Raw genomic sequence first — 17685 nt, 5'->3', positions numbered from 1 at the left:
CGGTGCCCACGAAACGCATCGTGCACGGCGGTGCACTTGCAGGGCGACGCGGCGCCCATGCAGGACGCCGCCCGCCGTCGCGGCCTCAGGCCGCCTTGCGTGCCGCCAGCTGACGCAGCACGTACTGCAGCAGGCCGCCGTGCTTGAAGTACTCCACTTCCTTGGGCGTGAGCAGCAGTACCTTGACCTGGAACTGCTTGACGCTGCCGTCGGCCTTCTTCGCATCGATGGTGGCGCGCTTGCTGGCGCCGTCCTGCAGCCCGGTGATGTCGAACACCTCCGAACCGTCCAGGCCCAGCGACTGCGCGTTCTCGTTGTCCAGGAACTGCAGCGGCAGCACGCCCATGCCGACCAGGTTGGAGCGGTGGATGCGCTCGAAGCTCTCGGCGATCACCGCCTTGACCCCGAGCAGGTTGGTGCCCTTGGCCGCCCAGTCGCGCGAGGAGCCGGTGCCGTACTCCTTGCCGGCGATCACCACCAGCGGCACGCCGTCGGCCTTGTACTTCATCGCCGCATCGTAGATCGCCAGTTTCTCCGGCTGCGCGTTGCCCGGCCCGCGGTACAGGGTGTTGCCGCCTTCCTCGCCGCCGAACATCAGGTTCTTGATGCGGATGTTGGCGAAGGTGCCGCGCACCATCACGTCGTCGTTGCCGCGGCGGCTGCCGTAGCTGTTGAAGTCGGCCGGCTGCACGCCGCGCTCCTGCAGGAAGCGGCCCGCCGGCGAGTCCTTCTTGATGTTGCCGGCCGGGGAGATGTGATCGGTGGTGATCGAGTCGCCGAACAGGCCGAGCACGCGCGCGCCGTGCACGTCGTCGATGCTGCCGACCTGCATGGTCATGCCATCGAAGTAGGGCGGATTCTTGATGTAGGTGGAGGCCCCGTCCCACGCGTACAGGTCGCCGTCGGGCGAGGCGATCGCGGCCCAGCGGCTGTCGCCCTTGAACACGTCGGCGTAGTTCTGCTTGAACATCTCCGGGCCGACGGTGGCGGCGATGGTGTCGCCGATTTCCTTGTTGCTCGGCCAGATGTCGCGCAGATAGACCGGCTGGCCGTCGCTGCCGGTGCCGAGCGGATCGCGGCTCAGGTCGATGTCGGTGGTGCCGGCGATGGCGTAGGCGACCACCAGCGGCGGCGAGGCCAGGTAGTTCATCTTCACTTCCGGATGCACGCGGCCTTCGAAATTGCGGTTGCCCGACAGCACCGACGCCACCACCAGGTCCTCGCGGGCGATCGCCGCCGACACGTCCTCCGGCAGCGGGCCGGAGTTGCCGATGCAGGTGGTGCAGCCGTAGCCGACCACGTAGAAACCGAGGCGCTCCAGGTCGTCCATCACCCCGGCTTTCTTCAGGTAGTCGGTGACCACCAGCGAGCCCGGCCCGAGCGAGGTCTTGACCCACGGCTGCGCCTTCAGGCCCTTGGCCACGGCGTTGCGCGCCAGCAGCCCGGCGCCGAGCATCACCGCCGGGTTGGAGGTGTTGGTGCAGGAGGTGATCGCGGCGATCACCACCGAGCCGTCGCGCAGCTGCCAGCCGGCGCCGCTGTCTTCGCTGGTCTCGGCCTGCGAGGCCTTGGCGCCGACCGCGGTGCCGCCGCCGCCTTCGTTCTTGAGCCGGTCCTCCTGCTTCAGGTCGCTGCGGCGCTTGTGGCGCGCCTCGGCGAAGGGCACCAGGTTGTCGCGGAAGTTGCGCTGCATGTCTTCCAGCAGCACCCGGTCCTGCGGGCGCTTGGGGCCGGCCAGCGACGGCTTGACCTGGCCCATGTCCAGCTCCAGCGTCGCGCTGTAGTCGGCGTGCGCGGTGTCGGCGTCGTGCCACAGGCCCTGCGCCTTGGCGTAGGCCTCGACCAGCGCGATCTGCTCCTCGCTGCGCCCGGACAGGCGCAGGTAGGTCAGCGATTCGGCGTCGACCGGGAAGATGCCGCAGGTGGCGCCGTATTCGGGCGCCATGTTGCCGATGGTGGCGCGGTCGGCCAGCGGCAGGTGCTGCAGGCCCTCGCCGAAGAACTCGACGAACTTGCCGACCACGCCGTGCTTGCGCAGCATCTGCGTCACCGTCAGCACCAGGTCGGTGGCGGTGGCGCCTTCGGGCAGCCTGCCGGTCAGCTTGAAGCCGACCACCTGCGGGATCAGCATCGACGAGGGCTGGCCGAGCATCGCCGCTTCGGCCTCGATGCCGCCCACGCCCCAGCCGAGCACGCCGATGCCGTTGATCATGGTGGTATGGCTGTCGGTGCCGAACACCGTGTCCGGATAGGCGATCGCCTCGCCGTCGCGCTCGGCGGTCATCACCACCCGCGCCAGGTGCTCCAGGTTGACCTGGTGCACGATGCCGGTGTTCGGCGGCACCACCTTGAAGTTGTCGAAGGCCTTCTGGCCCCAGCGCAGGAAGCCGTAGCGTTCCTGGTTGCGCTGGAACTCGATCTTGCCGTTGAGGTCGAGCGCGTCGGCCTTGCCGAACACGTCCACCTGCACCGAATGGTCGATCACCAGTTCCGAGGGGATCAGCGGGTTGATCTGCTCCGGGCGCCCGCCGAGCTTGACCACCGCGTCGCGCATCGCCGCCAGGTCGACCACGCACGGCACGCCGGTGAAGTCCTGCAGCACCACCCGCGCCGGCATGAACGCGATCTCGGTGTCCGGCTCGGCCTTGGGGTCCCACTTGGCCACCGCCTCGATGTGGTCCTTGCCCACGGTCACCCCGCCGTCCTCGTGGCGCAGCAGGTTCTCCAGCAGGATCTTCAGCGAGTAGGGCAGGCGGCCGATGTCGAAGCGCTCGGCGAGCTTGGGCAGGCTGTAGTAGGCGTAGCGTTTGCCGTTGACCTCGAGCGAGGTACGGGTGGAAAAGGAATCGCTCATCACGGAACTCCTATGGCATCGCGGCTGTAGGGACTGCGATCATTCTGACCCATTCAGTGTGTATGGAGGGTGTTACCGACGCTGTATGCGGGCTTGAGTATGACGCTTCAAGTATGTAAAATTCGTGCATACCTTGTGGAGGCCACCCATGGAAGCCACCGTCGCCGAACGCGGCCAGATCACCTTGCCCAAGGCCGTGCGCGACGCGCTGGGCCTGACCAAGGGCACCATCCTGAAAGTGGAACTGGACGGCGGCCGCATCATCCTGCGCAAGAGCGTGGACGATGCGATCTCGCGCGCGCGCGGGCGCTTCCAGCTCGACGGCTTCGCCAGCACCGACGAGGCGATGCGCGCGATCCGCGGCCGCGCGCCGGGCGATCCGTTCGAGCCCGACGCCAAGGCATGATCGCGATCGATTCCTCGGTGCTGGTAGACCTGCTGGCCGACGGCCCGCAGGCCGATGCCGCCGAAGCCTGCCTGCGCCAGTGCCTGAGCACCGGCCCGGTGGTGGTGTGCGACATCGTCCTGGCCGAGGTGTGCAGCGCGCTGCGCGACGGCGCCGAGGCGCTGTCGGTGCTGGAGGACATGAGCATCCGCTTCAACGCGCTGGAAGCCAAGTCGGCGTTGCGCGCCGGCGAGATGCAGCGCCGCTTCCGCGCGCGTGGCGGCAAGCGCGAACGGGTGGTGGCCGATTTCCTGATCGGCGCCCATGCGCTGCTGCAGTGCGACGGCCTGATCACCCGCGACGACGGCTTCTTCCGCGACTACTTCAAGGGCCTGAAGATCATCGTCCCCAAGCCGGCCTGACGCCGCGCCCGCCGCTTACCGCCCATCCCCACCGCATTTCCCCGGAGAACCCGCATGTTGGAAGCCTATCGCCACCACGTCGCAGAGCGCGCCGCGCTCGGCATCCCGCCGCTGCCGCTGAGCGCGCAGCAGACCGCCGAGGTCATCGAGCTGCTGAAGCACCCGCCGGCCGGCGAGGAACAGTTCCTGGTCGAGCTGCTCAGCCAGCGCGTGCCGGCCGGCGTCGACGACGCCGCCAAGGTCAAGGCCTCGTACCTGGCCGCGGTCGCCTTCGGCACCGAGAAGACCCCGCTGATCAGCCCCACGCGCGCCACCGAACTGCTCGGCACCATGCTCGGCGGCTACAACATCCATCCGCTGATCGAGCTGCTGGACAACGCCGAACTCGGCGCGGTGGCGGCCGAAGGCCTGAAGCACACGCTGCTGATCTTCGATGCGTTCCACGACGTGCAGGAAAAGGCCCAGGCCGGCAATGCGCACGCCAAGGCGGTGCTGCAGAGCTGGGCCGACGCCGAATGGTTCACCAGCAAGCCGGAAGTGCCGCAGAGCCTGACCGTCACCGTGTTCAAGGTGCCGGGCGAGACCAACACCGACGACCTGTCGCCGGCGCCGGACGCGACCACGCGCCCGGACATCCCGCTGCACGCGCTGGCGATGCTGAAGAACAGGCGCGACGGCGCCGCGTTCGAGCCGGAAGAAGACGGCAAGCGCGGGCCGATCCAGGCCATCGCCGACCTGAAGGCCAAGGGTCACCTGGTTGCCTATGTCGGCGACGTGGTCGGCACCGGTTCCTCGCGCAAGTCGGCGACCAACTCGGTGCTGTGGTGGACCGGCGAGGACATCCCGTACATCCCCAACAAGCGTTTCGGCGGTGTGTGCCTGGGTTCGAAGATCGCGCCGATCTTCTACAACACGATGGAAGACGCGGGCGCGCTGCCGATCGAACTGGACGTGTCGCAGATGGAGCACGGCGACGTGGTCGAGCTGCGCCCGTACGAGGGCAAGGCGCTGAAGAACGGGCAGGTGATCGCCGAGTTCGCGATGAAGTCGGACGTGCTGTTCGACGAAGTGCGCGCCGGCGGCCGCATCCCGCTGATCGTCGGCCGCGGCCTGACCGCGAAGGCGCGCGAGTTCCTGGGCCTGCCGGCCTCGGACCTGTTCCGCCTGCCGATGGTGCCGGCCGATACCGGCAAGGGCTTCTCGCTGGCGCAGAAGATGGTCGGCCGCGCCTGCGGCCTGCCGGAAGGCAAGGGCATGCGTCCGGGCACCTACTGCGAGCCGAAGATGACCTCGGTGGGCTCGCAGGACACCACCGGGCCGATGACCCGCGACGAGCTGAAGGACCTGGCCTGCCTGGGCTTCTCCGCCGACCTGGTGATGCAGTCGTTCTGCCACACCGCGGCCTACCCGAAGCCGGTGGACGTCAAGACCCACCACACCCTGCCGGAATTCATCTCCACCCGCGGCGGCGTGTCGCTGCGTCCGGGCGACGGCGTGATCCACAGCTGGCTCAACCGCATGCTGCTGCCGGACACCGTGGGCACCGGCGGCGACTCGCACACCCGCTTCCCGATCGGCATCTCGTTCCCGGCCGGCTCCGGCCTGGTCGCGTTCGCCGCGGCCACCGGGGTCATGCCGCTGGACATGCCCGAGAGCGTGCTGGTGCGCTTCAAGGGGCAGATGCAGCCGGGCGTGACCCTGCGCGACCTGGTCAACGCGATCCCGCTGTACGCGATCAAGGATGGCCTGCTGACCGTGGCCAAGCAGGGCAAGAAGAACATCTTCTCCGGCCGCATCCTGGAGATCGAAGGCCTGCCGCACCTGAAGGTAGAGCAGGCGTTCGAACTGTCCGACGCCTCGGCCGAGCGCTCGGCCGCCGGCTGCACGGTGCGCCTGGACAAGGCGCCGATCATCGAATACCTCAACAGCAACATCACCCTGCTGAAGTGGATGATCGCCGAAGGCTACGCCGACGCGCGTTCGCTGGCGCGGCGGATCAAGAAGATGGAAGAGTGGCTGGCCGACCCGCAGCTGCTCGAGCCCGATGCCGATGCCGAGTACGCGGCGGTGATCGAGATCGACCTGGCCGACATCCACGAGCCGATCGTGGCCTGCCCGAACGATCCGGACGACGTCAAGACGCTGTCGGAGGTCGCCGGCGCGGCGATCGACGAGGTGTTCATCGGTTCGTGCATGACCAACATCGGCCACTTCCGCGCCGCGGCCAAGCTGCTGGAAGGCAAGCGCGACATCCCGACCCGCCTGTGGGTCGCGCCGCCGACCAAGATGGACGCCTCCGAGCTGACCAAGGAAGGCCACTACGGCACCTTCGGCGCGGCCGGCGCGCGCATGGAGATGCCGGGCTGCTCGCTGTGCATGGGCAACCAGGCGCAGGCGCGCGAGGGCGCCACGGTGTTCTCCACCTCCACCCGCAACTTCCCCAACCGCCTGGGCCGCAACACCAACGTGTACCTGGGCTCGGCGGAACTGGCGGCGATCTGCTCGCGCCTGGGCCGCATCCCGACCAAGGACGAGTACATGGCCGACGTCGGCGTGATCAAGACCAGCGGCGAACAGATCTACCGCTACATGAACTTCGACCAGATCCAGGAATACCAGGACGTGGCCGATACGGTCGCCGCCTGATCCAGGCGGTCGGCGGTTGCGACGAAGAAGCCCGGCGATGCCGGGCTTCTTCGTTTGTGGCGCGGGTCGATCGCGCCGTGCCGCAGGCGCGGTGCGAGCCGTTGCCGATCGCGGATTGGCGGCGTTCGGCCGAGGCCGGCCGGAGCCGCTCGCGCAAGCGCATGCGGGCGCGAACGCCTGCAGGCTGGGGCATCGGCGCCGATGCCTTCCAGTCGCGGCGAGTTCGCTGCTTCGTTCGTCGCGACTGAAGTCGCTCCCACAGGGGGCTTGCGGTTAGCCTGCTGGGGCATGGTCGGCAGGACGTCAGCCGCGGAAGTCTCCGAAGCCGTGGTGGTTCCGGACTGCGTTCGTCGCGACTGAAGTCGCTCCCACAGGGGGCTTGCGGTTAGCCTGCTGGGGCTTGGTCGGCAGGACGTCAGCCGCGGAAGTCGCCGAAGCCGTGGTAGTTCCGGACTGCGTTCGTCGCGACTGAAGTCGCTCCTGCAGGGAGTGGCGGTGCGACGGTTCGGCAGCGAAGGACGGCAGCGCGACGGCACTTGTGGGAGGGACTTCAGTCCCGACTGCACCGATCCCGGCCAGTTCCCTGCCGCGCTCCGCGACCACCCGATCCGCAGCCTACTTGGCGAGGCCGGCACGCGAGCGCAGCACGCCGCCGCTCAGGCGCTTTCCACCCGGTTGCGGCCGAGTTCCTTGGCCCGGTACAGGGCCTGGTCGGCAAGGTCGGTCAGGCGCGTGCTCGACAGGCTGGCGCTCGGCCATTTGCTGGCGCAGCCGATGCTGACGGTCACCAGCCGGTGGCGTGCGCCCGGGGCATGCGCCACCGCACAGTCGAGCACCGTCTGGCGCAGGCGTTCGCCGACCGCGCGCGCCGCCTCGGCATCGCAGCCGGGCAGCAGCGCCACGAACTCCTCGCCGCCGTAGCGCGCCAGCACGCCGTCCTCGCGCAGCTGCGCGGCCATCGCCAGCGCCACCGTGCGCAGGCACTCGTCGCCGGCCAGGTGGCCGTAGTGGTCGTTGAAGCGCTTGAACTCGTCGATGTCGATCATCAGCAGCGACAACGGCCGCTGCTGCGCCTGCATCTGCTGCCACAGCCGCTGCTGGCTTTCGACGAAATGGCGGTGGTTGGCGATGCCGGTGACCGGGTCGCGCTGCGCCTGGTCGGCGAGGCGGCGGTTGGCCTGTTCCAGTTCCTGGGTGCGCGTGCGCACCAGCTGCGCCAGCAGGTCGCGGTGGCGGCGCAGCCGGTAGCCGTGCACGCGCCAGCCGATCAGCAGCGCCGCCAGCAACAGCACCGCCGCCGTGCCCCAGCCCAGCGGCGACAGGTACCACGGCAACGGCTGGCGCAAGCGCAGGCGCGTCGGCGTGGCCGACCAGACGCCGGTGTCGCTGCGCGCGATGATTTCCAGCGTGCTGTCCTCCCACGGCAGCAGCGGGAAGTGCAGGCTGCGCTGGGCGCCGATGTCGATCCATGCCGGGTTCTGGCCAGGACGGGTCAGGCGGTAGCGGAAGCGGGTCTTCTCCGGCGCACTGAGGTTGATCGCGGTGAAGTCCACTTCGATGTCGCGGCTGCGCGGCGGCAGGCGCAGTTCCGCCGCCAGCGGCATGCTGCGGCCGCCGACGCCGAGCGACTGGATCCGCACCGGCGGCGCCTGCGCGCGGCGCCGGCCCAGCGCCAGCGGGTCGATCTCGGCGAAGCCGGAGATCAGCGGGAACCACAGCTTGCCGGCGCTGTCGCGCAGGCACGCCGGCTGGCCGCCGCCGTTGGTCTCGGCCGGCTCCAGTCCGTCGCTTTCGGAAAAGCCGATCGCGCTCAGTTCCTGGCTGCCGGCGGCGGCCTTGGCCAGTTGCTCCGGCGGCAGCAGCGAGATGCCGCGGTTGCCGCTGAGCCACAGTCCGCCGTTCTCGTCGGCGACCATGCACGAGACCACGTCGTCGAACAGACCGCTGGCGCGATCGAAGCGCTGCACGCGGCCGCCGGCGATGCGGTTGAGGCCGCCGCCGTAGGTGCCGATCCACAGCGTGCCGTCGGGCTGTTCGTACAGCGAGCGCACGAAGCGGCTGGACAGGCCGTTGGCGGTGCTCCAGCGTTCCACCACCTGCTGCCGCCGCCAGCGCACCACGCCTTCGCCGCCGGCCAGCCACAGCCCGCCCTGCTGCGCCGGCTGGATCAGGGTGACGCTGCCGGGCAATCCCGGGATCGCCTGCGGGGTGCCGGTCTCGCCGCCGGCGCCGACCGCGATGGCATAGACGCCGTGCCCGCTGGCGACCAGGAGTTTGTTCTTGGCGGTGCGGTACAGGGCGCGGATCGGCAACTGATCCGGCCATTGCGCGACCAGCCGCAGCGCCTGGCCGCGGTAGTCGTCGCTGTCGCGTTCCGCGCGGTCGTCCTGCGCGTCGGGCGACAGGTAGCCGACGCGGCCGTCGACGGTGCCGATCCACAGCCCGCCCGCCTCGTCGCGGTGCAGCGACCACACGCATTCGTTGCCGAGCGTGGGTTGCAGCGACCAGCGGCGCAGGCGCCCGCTGGGCGCGTCCCAGTGCCGCAGGCCGCCGCAGACGGTGCCCAGCCACAGCCCGCCGCTGCCGTCGCCGATCACCGGCAGGCCGGGCAGGTCCATGCCCTGCTGCGCGTCGTCGAGCAGGCCGATGCGCGAGCGCGCGATGCGCAGCAGGCCGCGCGCGTTGCTGCCCAGCCACAGGTTGCCGTCGCGGTCGCGGAGCAGGCTGTGCGCGGCCGGCAATGCCGGGTTGGCCAGCGGACGCAGCCCGGCCCCGTCGTCGTCGTCGCGGAACACCTGCCCATCGACGTCGAGCACCCACAACCGTTGCTGCGCATCGCGGGCCAGCGCCTGCGCGCCGCGCACCGGCGCCGGCGCCGGCAGCCACAGCCGGCGCACCGTGTCGTAGCGGTGCAGGGTGCCGCCGGTGCCCACCCACAGCACGCTGCCTTCGCTGGAAAGGGACGTGACCCGGGTTTCTGCGGCCGGCAGCGGCACCGCCTCGCGGCGCCCCTGGCGCAGCCGCCACAGGCCTTGCCCGCCCAGGTAGAGCTGCGCATCGCCGCCCAGCGCGGCCACCGTGTCCAGCGCCTGCGGCTGGTGCTCGAGGGTGCGCAGCGTGCGCGGGTCGATCCGGTACGCGCCGGCGCTGCTCAACACCCACACGCTGTTGTCGGCGGCGGCGACGAAGCGGCGGATCAGGCAACGGCCGCCGCACACGTCCAGGCGCAGGAAGCGGCCATCGCGATAGACGCTGACCCCGGCGTCCTCGCTGCCGATCCACAACTGGCCGCGCGCGTCCTCCAACAGCTGCAGGATCCGGTCGCTGGACGGGCCGCTGTCGGCCAGGCTGCGATAGACGCTGAACGCACTGCCGTCGAAGCGCGCCAGTCCGCCGAAGGTGCCCAGCCACAGGTAACCGTCGCGGTCCTGCACGATCGCGTTGACCGAATTCTGCGGCAGGCCGTCGTGGGTGGAGAAGCGGCGCACGACCTCGGGATAGGCAGGCCGCAGCGTCTGCGCGGCGAGCGCGGCACTGGCAGACAGCAGCAGCAACGACAGCAGGAAGCGGATCGGCATTGCGCGACAGGGGTAAAAAAGTGATCCGGATCAAGCAATATCTGTGCCGCAATCCGCTACGGGCTGGCGCCGTCGGATCCCGTTGGCGGTGTCTGCGCGTCCGCGGCGGCCGGGTGCGCGCCGAGCCAGCGTTCCAGCGTCGTCGCCGGCAACGCCGGCGCGAACAGGAAACCTTGCAGCACGTCGCAGCCGAGCGCGGCCAGGAACGCCCGCTGCGCCTCGGTCTCGACGCCTTCGGCCACCGTATGCAGGCGCAGGCTCTCGCCGATGCGCAGCACCGAGGTGGTCAGCGCGCGTGCGGTCTCGCTGTGTTCCAGGTCGCGCACGAAGCTCATGTCCAGCTTGAGTTCGTTGACCGGCAACTGGTGCAGATGGCTGAGGCTGGAATAGCCGGTGCCGAAATCGTCCAGCGACAGGCGCACGCCGCTGGCCTGCAACTGACGCAGATTGGCCAGCACCGCCGGTGCGTTGGACAGCATGACGCTCTCGGTCATCTCCAGCGCCAGGTCGCTGGGAGCCAGCGCATGCGCGCTCAGCAGCTGCGCCACGCGTGCGGGCAGCTGCGCGTCGGCGAAGTTGCTGGCCGACAGGTTGACCGCCACGCGCGGCACCCGCACGCCGCGCAGGCGCCAGTCGGCCATCTGCCGACAGGCCTGGCGCAGCACCCAGTGGCCGAGCTCGTCGATCAGCCCGCATTCCTCGGCCATCGGCACGAAGCGCGCCGGCGAGATGTCGCCCAGATGCGGGTGCTGCCAGCGCAACAGCGCTTCCACACCGTACAGCGGGTAGGGCGGCTGGCTGTGCAGTTGCGGCTGGTAGTGCAACTGCAGCTGGTCGCGGCGCAGCGCCTCGCGCAGCGCGGTCTCCATCGCCACGCGTTCCTGCGCCATGCGGTTCATGTCGGCGCTGAAGAAGCGGAAGCTGCCGCCGCCCTCGTGCTTGGCCCGGTACATGGCCAGGTCGGCATGGCGCAGCAGGGTCTCGATGTCGCGGCCGTCGTCGGGGAACATCGCCACGCCGATGCTGGCGCTGGGGTGCAGGGTCACGTGGCCGACCACCAGCGGCTCGGCCAGCGCCAGCAACAGGCGCTCGGCCACGCCGGCGGCCTGCTCGGCGCCGCATTGCGGCAGCATCAGCACGAACTCGTCGCCGGCCTGGCGGCCGATCAGGTCGGCCACGCCCAGGATCTCGCCCAGGCGCCGCGCGATGTCCCGCAGCAGGCCGTCGCCGGCGGCATGGCCCTGGGTCTCGTTGACGCGCTTGAAGCGGTCGATGTCGACGAACAGGATCGCCACCGGAAACTCGTGGTACTCGGCGGCGGCCAGCGCCTGCTCGGCGCGGGCGCTGAACATCACCCGGTTGGGCAGGCCGGTCAACGAATCGTAGAACGCCAGCTGGTGCACGCGCGCCTTGGTCTGCTCGCGCTCCAGCGCCAGCGCGCACAGGTGCAGGCACAGTTCGACCAGGCGCAGGTGCCAGGGCTGCGGTTCGCACACCTCGCGGTAGTACAGCGCGAAACTGCCCAGCACGCGCCCGCCGCTGGACTTGATCGGGCTGGCCACGCAGCTGCGCAGGCCGAGCTCGGCCACCAGCGCGCGGTGGTCGGCGAACACCGGATCGGTGGCGGTGTCGCGCACCAGTACCTGCTTGCCGCGCCAGATCGCCGCGCCGCAGGCGCCGGCGGTGGGGCCGATGCGCAGGCGTTCGGCCGCCGCGTTGAACGAGGTCGGCAGGCTCGGCGAGGCCAGCGGGTGCAGCATCCCGTCGCCGTTGACGCTGATGATCGAGGCCACCAGCTGCGGGGCGATGCGCTCGACCTCGCTGCAGATCAGCGCGGCCACGTCGACCAGCGGCTGTTCGCGGACCAGCGCGTCGAGCACGTTCTTGTGCAGGATCTCGTGCATCTTGCTCTGGGTGATGTCGGTGAACGACAGCACGTAGTGCTGGATGCCGCCGTCCTCGTCGGCGATCGGGTTGGCCACGATCGTGGTCCACAGCGGCGAGCCGTCCTTGCGGTAGACCAGCAGATCGGCCTGGTGGCCCTGGCCGCCGACCACGCGTTCGCGGATCTGCCGTATCACCTGCACGTCGCTGCCGGCGCCGGGCAGCACGCTGCTCGGCAGGCGCCCGCGCACCTCGTCGGCGGCGTAGCCGAACATCCGCACGAAGCCGGCATTGACGTAGAGGATGGCCAGTTGCGGGTCGCAGACCACGATCGCGTTGTCGCTGCGGTCCAGCGCCAGCGACAGCAGCCGCGTCTTGGCGTCGCGCTCGCGTTCGGCGCTGATGTCGCGCACGAACACCACGTACAGCGGCGCGCGTTCCTGCGGCACCGTGGTCGCGCTCACCGCCACCCAGCGCTGCACGCCGTCGTTGCCGGGCAGCTGCAGCGCGTGGCTGTCGCCGGGCGCGCAGCTGCCGTCCTGCATGCACCGGGCCAGGAAGTTCGCCCGCGCCTCGTCGGCCACCAGCTCGCCGAACGGACGCCCCAGCACCTGGGCCTGGGTCAACCCCCACAACGCTTCGGCGGTCCGGTTGAAGGCGAGGATGCGCGCGTTCGCGTCGATCACCACCACGCCGTCGGGCGCCTGCTGCAGGCAGCTCAGCAGCGCCTGCTCGGGCGCGGCCAGCGTGGCCAGCGCCGGGGCGGTGATGGCATTGCCCGACGCGATCGGCGTGCGGACGCGGTGCGGCATGGCGTCAGGGCCTGGCCAGGCCGCGCGCGGCGGTCTGGACGGCGGCTGGGACAGTCCGCAAGGACGTGCCCGCGCCCGCGTGCGGCGTCATCACTGGCTCGCTGATCGACATGAGTTCCCCCGTTGTTGCTTGCCCGCGCGCCTGCGCGCGCGTCGCCTACCCAGGTTGCGTCGCCACAGCCTAGCGCGCTTGGCTGGACAACGCGATCAGGCGTTCGGCGATCCGGTCCAGCGGCAGCACTTCCTGCGCGGCGCCGAGCCGGAATGCGGTCCCGGGCATGCCCCAGACCACGCTGGTGGCCTCGTCCTGGACCAGCGTGCTGGCCCCGGCCTGCAGCATTTCCAGCAGGCCGCGCGCGCCGTCGTCGCCCATGCCGGTCAGCACCGCACCGATCGCGTTGGCGCCGGCATTGCGCGCCACCGACTGGAACAGCACGTCCACCGCCGGCTTGTGCCGGTTGACCGGCGGGCCGTCGTCGATCTTGCAGCGCCAGCGGGCGCCGTCGCGCACCACCTGCAGGTGCTTGCCGCCGGGCGGCAGGTAGGCGTGGCCGGGCAGGATCGCTTCGCCCTCGCTGGCCTCGCGCACCGCCATCGCCGAGTGCCGGTTGAGGCGGTCGGCGAAGGCGGTGCTGAAGCCGGCCGGCAGGTGCTGGGTCATCACCACCGCCGGCGCGTCGGCCGGCATGCCTTCCAGCACCACGCGCAGCGCCTCGGTGCCGCCGGCGGAGGCGCCGATCGCGATCAGCCGGTCGGTGGTGCGGAACTTCAGCGTGGACGCGGCGCTGGGCGCCGGCACGCTGCCGCCGGGACGCGGCGCGGCCGGGCGGTCGAGCGCGCGGACCTTGGCCTTGGCCGCGGCCTTGACCTTGCCGACGATCTCCTCGGCGTATTCCTCCAGGCCGCGCGCCACGTCCAGCTTGGGCTTGGAGATGAAGTCGACCGCGCCCAGCGCCAGCGCCTGCAGCGTGGTGTCGGCGCCGCGTTCGGTCAGCGAGGAGATCATCACCACCGGCGTGGGCCGCAGCCGCATCAGGTTCTCCAGGAACGCCAGGCCGTCCATGCGCGGCATTTCCACGTCCAGGGTGATCACGTCCGGATTCAGCCGCTTGATCTTCTCGCGGGCCAGGATCGGATCGGCGGCCGAACCGACCACCTCGATGCCGGGCGCGCGCGACAGGATCTCGGTCAGCATCTGCCGCACGACCGCGGAGTCGTCGACGATCAGGACGCGGCAAGGGATTTCTGCACTCATTCGAACAACTCCACGGCCCCGGTGACCGGGGCTTTGGACAGGCGGGCACGCACCGCCGATTCGGCGGCGGCGACTTCGGCTTCCTCGTGCGCGTGCGGCAGGCGCTGCACGACCACGCGGCCGGTGGCGGGGAAGAACCAGATCTTGCGCGGATGGATCCCGCGCAGGTCCTCGGCCAGCACCGGGATCCGTTCGGCCTTCAGGTAGTTCAGCACGAACTCGGCGTTGCGGGTGCCGACCGGATTGTTGGTGAAGCCCTTGAGCACGTTGCCGCCGCCGAACACCTTGGCCTCCAGGCGGCCGCGGCTGGCGCCGCGCTTGAGCAGGTCGTTGATCAGCACTTCCATCGCGTAGCTGCCGTAGCGCGCCGGCGCGCCGTCGCCGGCCTGTCCGTCGGGCAGCATGAAGTGGTTCATGCCGCCGATCTTCAGCAGCGGATCGCGGATGCAGGCGGCGATGCACGAGCCGAGGATGGTGGTCAGCGCGGTATCGTCGTCCACCACCAGGTACTGGGTCGGCAGCAGCTTGGCGGCGAGGGTCTGGAAGCGGGTGTCGTGGTAACGCATCACCTGCTGGTCCATGGCCATGGACGCGGCGCTCATGCGCGTGCCTTGCCGGCGCGTCGGTACAGGGTACGGCCGCAGGGCTGGATCAGGTCGGCCGCATGCAGGTAGTTCTCCGAATGGCCGGTATAGAGCATGCCTTCGTCGTCCAGGTGCGGGATCAGCCGCGACAGGATGCCGCGCTGGGTCGGCTTGTCGAAATAGATCATCACGTTGCGGCAGAACAGCGCCAGGTACGGGCCGCTGACGTCGTAGCGCGGTTCCAGCAGGTTCAACTGGCGGAACTCGAGCAGGTCGCGCAGCGCCGGCAGCACCCGGCACTGGCCCTCGTTGGCGCCGCTGCCGCGCTGGAAGTACTTGCGCTTCAGCGCCGGGTCCAGGCTGGAGATGCGATCGATCGCGTACACGCCGCGCGAGGCGGTGGCCAGCACCTGGGTGTCCACGTCGGTGGCCAGGATCCGCACCGGCGGGGTCAGCGTGCCGAACGCCTCGCAGGCGGTGATCGCCAGCGAGTACGGCTCCTCGCCGGTGGACGCGGCGCAGGACCAGATCTTCACCGGCGCCGAGGCGGCGTGCTTCTGCAGTTCCTCGCGCAGGCGCTCGAAGTGGTGCGGCTCGCGGAAGAACGAGGTCAGGTTGGTGGTCAGCGCGTTGGTGAACGCCTCCCACTCGTCGCCGCCGTCGCGCTCCAGCCAGTCCAGGTACTCGCGGAACGAGCGCAGGCCCAGCGTGCGCAGGCGCCGCGACAGGCGGCCGTAGACCATGTCGCGCTTGGCCGGCGCCAGCGCGATGCCCGCCTTCTGGTAGATCAGGTCGCAGACCCGCTTGAAATCGCGGTCGCTGAATTCGAAGTCGCGATTGTCGGAACCGGGATGGGGCAGGGAGGACGTTGGAGTGGCCATGGTTCGCAGCGGTGATCGGTCTAACGGGTTATCGGCCGGCGCCGAATGAAATTGACGCCGGGAGGAGACGCGGCCGGCGCCGCCGCCGCCGGATCAGAACTCCTGCCACTGGTCCTCGGCGGCCGCGCCCGCCGCGCTGCGCACGCGCGCGGCCGGGCGCGGCGCGGGCGCCGCCGGCCTGGGCTTGGCCCGGACCGGCGCCGCCGCCAGCGCGGCAGGCGCGGCCTGCACCGGCGCGCTGCCGTGCGGATCGAGCTTGAACTCGGCGATGGTGGCGCTGAGCTGGTTGGCCTGGGTCTGCATCGTGCGCGCCGCGGCGGTGGCTTCCTCGACCAGGGCGGCGTTCTGCTGGGTGGCCTCGTCCATCTGGGTGACGGTCTGGTTGACCTGCTCGATGCCGGCGGACTGCTCCTGCGAGGCGGCGGAGATCTCGCCCATGATGTCGGTGACACGTTGCACCGAGGACACGATCTCGTTCATGGTCTGGCCGGCCTGGCGCACCAGCACCGACCCTTCGGTGACGCGGGTGACCGACTCGTCGATCAGGCCCTTGATCTCCTTCGCTGCATTGGCCGAACGCTGGGCCAGCGTGCGCACTTCGCTGGCGACCACGGCGAAGCCACGGCCCTGCTCGCCGGCGCGCGCCGCTTCCACCGCCGCGTTGAGCGCGAGGATGTTGGTCTGGAAGGCGATGCCGTCGATGACGCTGATGATGTCGGCGATCTTCTTCGAGGACGCCTCGATGCCGCTCATCGTCGCCACCACCTGGCTGACCACCTCGCCGCCCTGCGAAGCGACGGCCGCGGCGCCGACGGCGAGCTGGTTGGCCTGGCGCGCATGGTCGGCGTTCTGCTTGACGGTGGAGGTCAGCTCTTCCATCGAGGCCGCGGTTTCCTCCAGGCTGGCGGCCTGTTGCTCGGTGCGGCGCGACAGGTCGTCGTTGCCGGCAGCGATCTCCGACGAGGCGACGTTGATGCTGGCCGCGGCGGTCTGGATGCGGCCGACGATGGCGGCCAACTGTTCGGCGGTGGCGTTGGCGTCGTCGCGCATCCTCGCGAACACGCCGTTGAACTCGCCGTGCATGCGCACGCTCAGGTCGCCGGCGGCGATGGCCTGCAGCAGCTGCGACAGCTCGCCGAGCGTGTGGTCGCTGACTTCCATCATCGCGTTGAGGTTCTGCACCATCGCGCGGAAGTCGTACTGGAACTGCCCGGCGTCGCCGCGGGCGCTGAAGTCGCCGGCCGCGGCGGCTTCGGCGAGCTGCTTGACCTGCACGTTCATCGCGGTCAGGTTGGCCTTGGCGGTGTCCATCGCCTCGGTCAGCACCGCCTTCTCGCCGGGCAGGCGCTCCATGTCTTCGCTCAGGTCGCCGATCGCGTAGCGCTGGATGATCTGCACCAGGCGCAGCTTCACCGCCACGTGCGAGGCGACCAGGTCGTTGGTCGCCTTGACCATGTGCCCATAGTCGCCGGGGAAGGCGGCCTCGTCCATCCGGTAGCTGATCGTGCCCTGTTCATGGCGCTGCGCCATCTGGTTCTGCGCGTCGATCACCTCGCGGATGCGGCCGCGCATGTCCAGCATGTCGCCCATCAGCTGGCCGATCTCGTCGCTGGAGCGGGCGCGCACGCTGCTGTCCAGTTCGCCGCGGGCGATGGCCTGCGACAGCTGCCGCGCCGCGTCGAGCTGCCGGGCGATGCCGCGCGCGATCAGCCAGCCGATGCCGGACGCGGCCGCGACGGTCAGGGCCAGCAAGGTCAGGATCAGCAGCTTGGTGCGCGCCAGTTGCGCGTTGATGGTGTCCATTTCCTGGTTGAGCTGCGCGACGTTGTAATCGGTCAGCGCCACGATCCGCTCGAACAGTTCGCGCCGCTGCGGCCGCGACTGCTTGTCGGAGATGGCCTGGGCGCCGGCGACGTCGCCGGCACGCAGGGCATCGCCCATCTGGCTGTTGCTGCTCAGGTACGCGTCCAGCTTTTCCTTGACTCCGGCGTACATCTGCGCCTGCTGCTTCTGCTGCATCACCCGTTCGATGATGACCTGGTTCTTGGCCACTTCGGTGCGCACCTTCTGCATGCGCTTGAAGTAGTCGGCCACCGCCTCCGGGTCGCCGGCGCGCGCGATCTGCGCCAGTTCGTAGGTGCGGAACTCGCCCAGCTGCGCGCGGACCTCGGCCAGCGCCTGGGTGGCCGGCACCCAGTCGACCTCGATGCGCCGCAGTTCGGTCATCGCCAAGGTGGTCCGCGAATAGGTGAACACGCCCAGGACCACGGTCAGCAGCGTGGTCAGCGCGAATGCGAAGATCAGCTTGTCGCGGATTTTCAATTGCTTGAAGAAGTTCATTGACGTTTCCGTGCGGACGGGATGGCCGAAGAAGATGACGATGC

General features: G+C 69.9%; 10 protein-coding genes. 3 read left to right on the top strand and 7 right to left on the bottom strand.

Translation table 11 applies throughout. The features are described 5' to 3' along the window. Positions 1 to 85: 85 nt before the first annotated feature. Positions 86 to 2854: an aconitate hydratase AcnA gene (acnA, locus tag OCJ37_RS10975; protein WP_263109447.1), complete on the bottom strand. Its 2769-nt coding sequence runs from the start codon at positions 2852 to 2854 to the stop codon at positions 86 to 88. Between the two features lie 148 nt (positions 2855 to 3002). On the opposite strand from acnA, the gene OCJ37_RS10970 reads away from it, so the two are divergent. The 3 genes from OCJ37_RS10970 to acnB are packed head-to-tail and all read left to right on the top strand — an operon-like array spanning position 3003 to position 6307. Continuing rightward, positions 3003 to 3260 (top strand): AbrB/MazE/SpoVT family DNA-binding domain-containing protein, encoded by a 258-nt coding sequence (locus OCJ37_RS10970; RefSeq protein WP_263109446.1) that lies wholly within the window; start codon positions 3003 to 3005, stop codon positions 3258 to 3260. Next, positions 3257 to 3661 carry a type II toxin-antitoxin system VapC family toxin gene (locus OCJ37_RS10965; RefSeq protein ID WP_263109445.1) on the top strand — a complete coding sequence of 135 codons (405 nt, stop codon included), beginning with the start codon at positions 3257 to 3259 and terminating at the stop codon, positions 3659 to 3661. Before OCJ37_RS10970 ends, OCJ37_RS10965 begins: the two co-directional genes overlap by 4 nt. A 54-nt stretch (positions 3662 to 3715) precedes the next feature. Continuing rightward, on the top strand, positions 3716 to 6307 hold the full coding sequence (gene acnB / locus OCJ37_RS10960) for a bifunctional aconitate hydratase 2/2-methylisocitrate dehydratase (protein WP_263109443.1): 2592 nt from the start codon (positions 3716 to 3718) through the stop codon (positions 6305 to 6307). A 656-nt stretch (positions 6308 to 6963) separates the two neighbouring features. On the opposite strand, the gene OCJ37_RS10955 is transcribed toward acnB, so the two are convergent. From OCJ37_RS10955 to OCJ37_RS10930, 6 genes are all read right to left on the bottom strand, one after another. Continuing rightward, positions 6964 to 9885 (bottom strand): ligand-binding sensor domain-containing diguanylate cyclase, encoded by a 2922-nt coding sequence (locus OCJ37_RS10955; protein ID WP_263109442.1) that lies wholly within the window; start codon positions 9883 to 9885, stop codon positions 6964 to 6966. A gap of 56 nt (positions 9886 to 9941) precedes the next feature. Beyond that, on the bottom strand, positions 9942 to 12581 hold the full coding sequence (locus OCJ37_RS10950; RefSeq protein WP_263109441.1) for a sensor domain-containing protein: 2640 nt from the start codon (positions 12579 to 12581) through the stop codon (positions 9942 to 9944). Positions 12582 to 12762: 181 nt separating this feature from the next. Next, a complete protein-coding gene (locus tag OCJ37_RS10945; protein WP_263109440.1) occupies positions 12763 to 13836 on the bottom strand; it encodes a protein-glutamate methylesterase/protein-glutamine glutaminase in 1074 nt (357 codons plus the stop codon). Further along, positions 13833 to 14423, bottom strand: a complete 591-nt coding sequence (gene cheD, locus OCJ37_RS10940; RefSeq protein WP_263113653.1) for a chemoreceptor glutamine deamidase CheD — start codon at positions 14421 to 14423, stop codon at positions 13833 to 13835. The genes OCJ37_RS10945 and cheD overlap by 4 nt, the downstream gene beginning before the upstream one ends. Positions 14424 to 14434: 11 nt before the next feature. Continuing rightward, the gene (locus tag OCJ37_RS10935) at positions 14435 to 15301 is read right to left on the bottom strand and encodes a CheR family methyltransferase (protein WP_263109439.1); all 867 of its coding nucleotides are present in this window, start codon (positions 15299 to 15301) and stop codon (positions 14435 to 14437) included. Positions 15302 to 15394: 93 nt separating this feature from the next. After that, entirely contained in the window at positions 15395 to 17641 is a 2247-nt protein-coding gene (locus OCJ37_RS10930) for a methyl-accepting chemotaxis protein (protein ID WP_263109438.1), read from the bottom strand. Positions 17642 to 17685: the final 44 nt, after the last annotated feature.

Origin of the sequence: Xanthomonas sp. AM6 (assembly GCF_025665335.1) — a bacterium.
Lineage (GTDB): Bacteria > Pseudomonadota > Gammaproteobacteria > Xanthomonadales > Xanthomonadaceae > Xanthomonas_A.
The sequence above is the reverse complement of the archived record's forward strand: the minus strand, read 5'-3'. Positions and strand labels throughout refer to the sequence as shown.

What these genes read in the sequence shown, in the direction of transcription:
- OCJ37_RS10945 (WP_263109440.1), bottom strand. Translation starts at nt 13,836, where the DNA reads ATGAGTGCAGAAATCCCTTGCCGCGTCCTGATCGTCGACGACTCCGCG.
- OCJ37_RS10955 (WP_263109442.1), bottom strand. Translation starts at nt 9,885, where the DNA reads ATGCCGATCCGCTTCCTGCTGTCGTTGCTGCTGCTGTCTGCCAGTGCC.
- OCJ37_RS10930 (WP_263109438.1), bottom strand. Translation starts at nt 17,641, where the DNA reads ATGAACTTCTTCAAGCAATTGAAAATCCGCGACAAGCTGATCTTCGCA.
- OCJ37_RS10950 (WP_263109441.1), bottom strand. Translation starts at nt 12,581, where the DNA reads ATGCCGCACCGCGTCCGCACGCCGATCGCGTCGGGCAATGCCATCACC.
- OCJ37_RS10965 (WP_263109445.1), top strand. Translation starts at nt 3,257, where the DNA reads ATGATCGCGATCGATTCCTCGGTGCTGGTAGACCTGCTGGCCGACGGC.
- OCJ37_RS10935 (WP_263109439.1), bottom strand. Translation starts at nt 15,301, where the DNA reads ATGGCCACTCCAACGTCCTCCCTGCCCCATCCCGGTTCCGACAATCGC.
- OCJ37_RS10970 (WP_263109446.1), top strand. Translation starts at nt 3,003, where the DNA reads ATGGAAGCCACCGTCGCCGAACGCGGCCAGATCACCTTGCCCAAGGCC.
- cheD (WP_263113653.1), bottom strand. Translation starts at nt 14,423, where the DNA reads ATGGCCATGGACCAGCAGGTGATGCGTTACCACGACACCCGCTTCCAG.
- acnA (WP_263109447.1), bottom strand. Translation starts at nt 2,854, where the DNA reads ATGAGCGATTCCTTTTCCACCCGTACCTCGCTCGAGGTCAACGGCAAA.
- acnB (WP_263109443.1), top strand. Translation starts at nt 3,716, where the DNA reads ATGTTGGAAGCCTATCGCCACCACGTCGCAGAGCGCGCCGCGCTCGGC.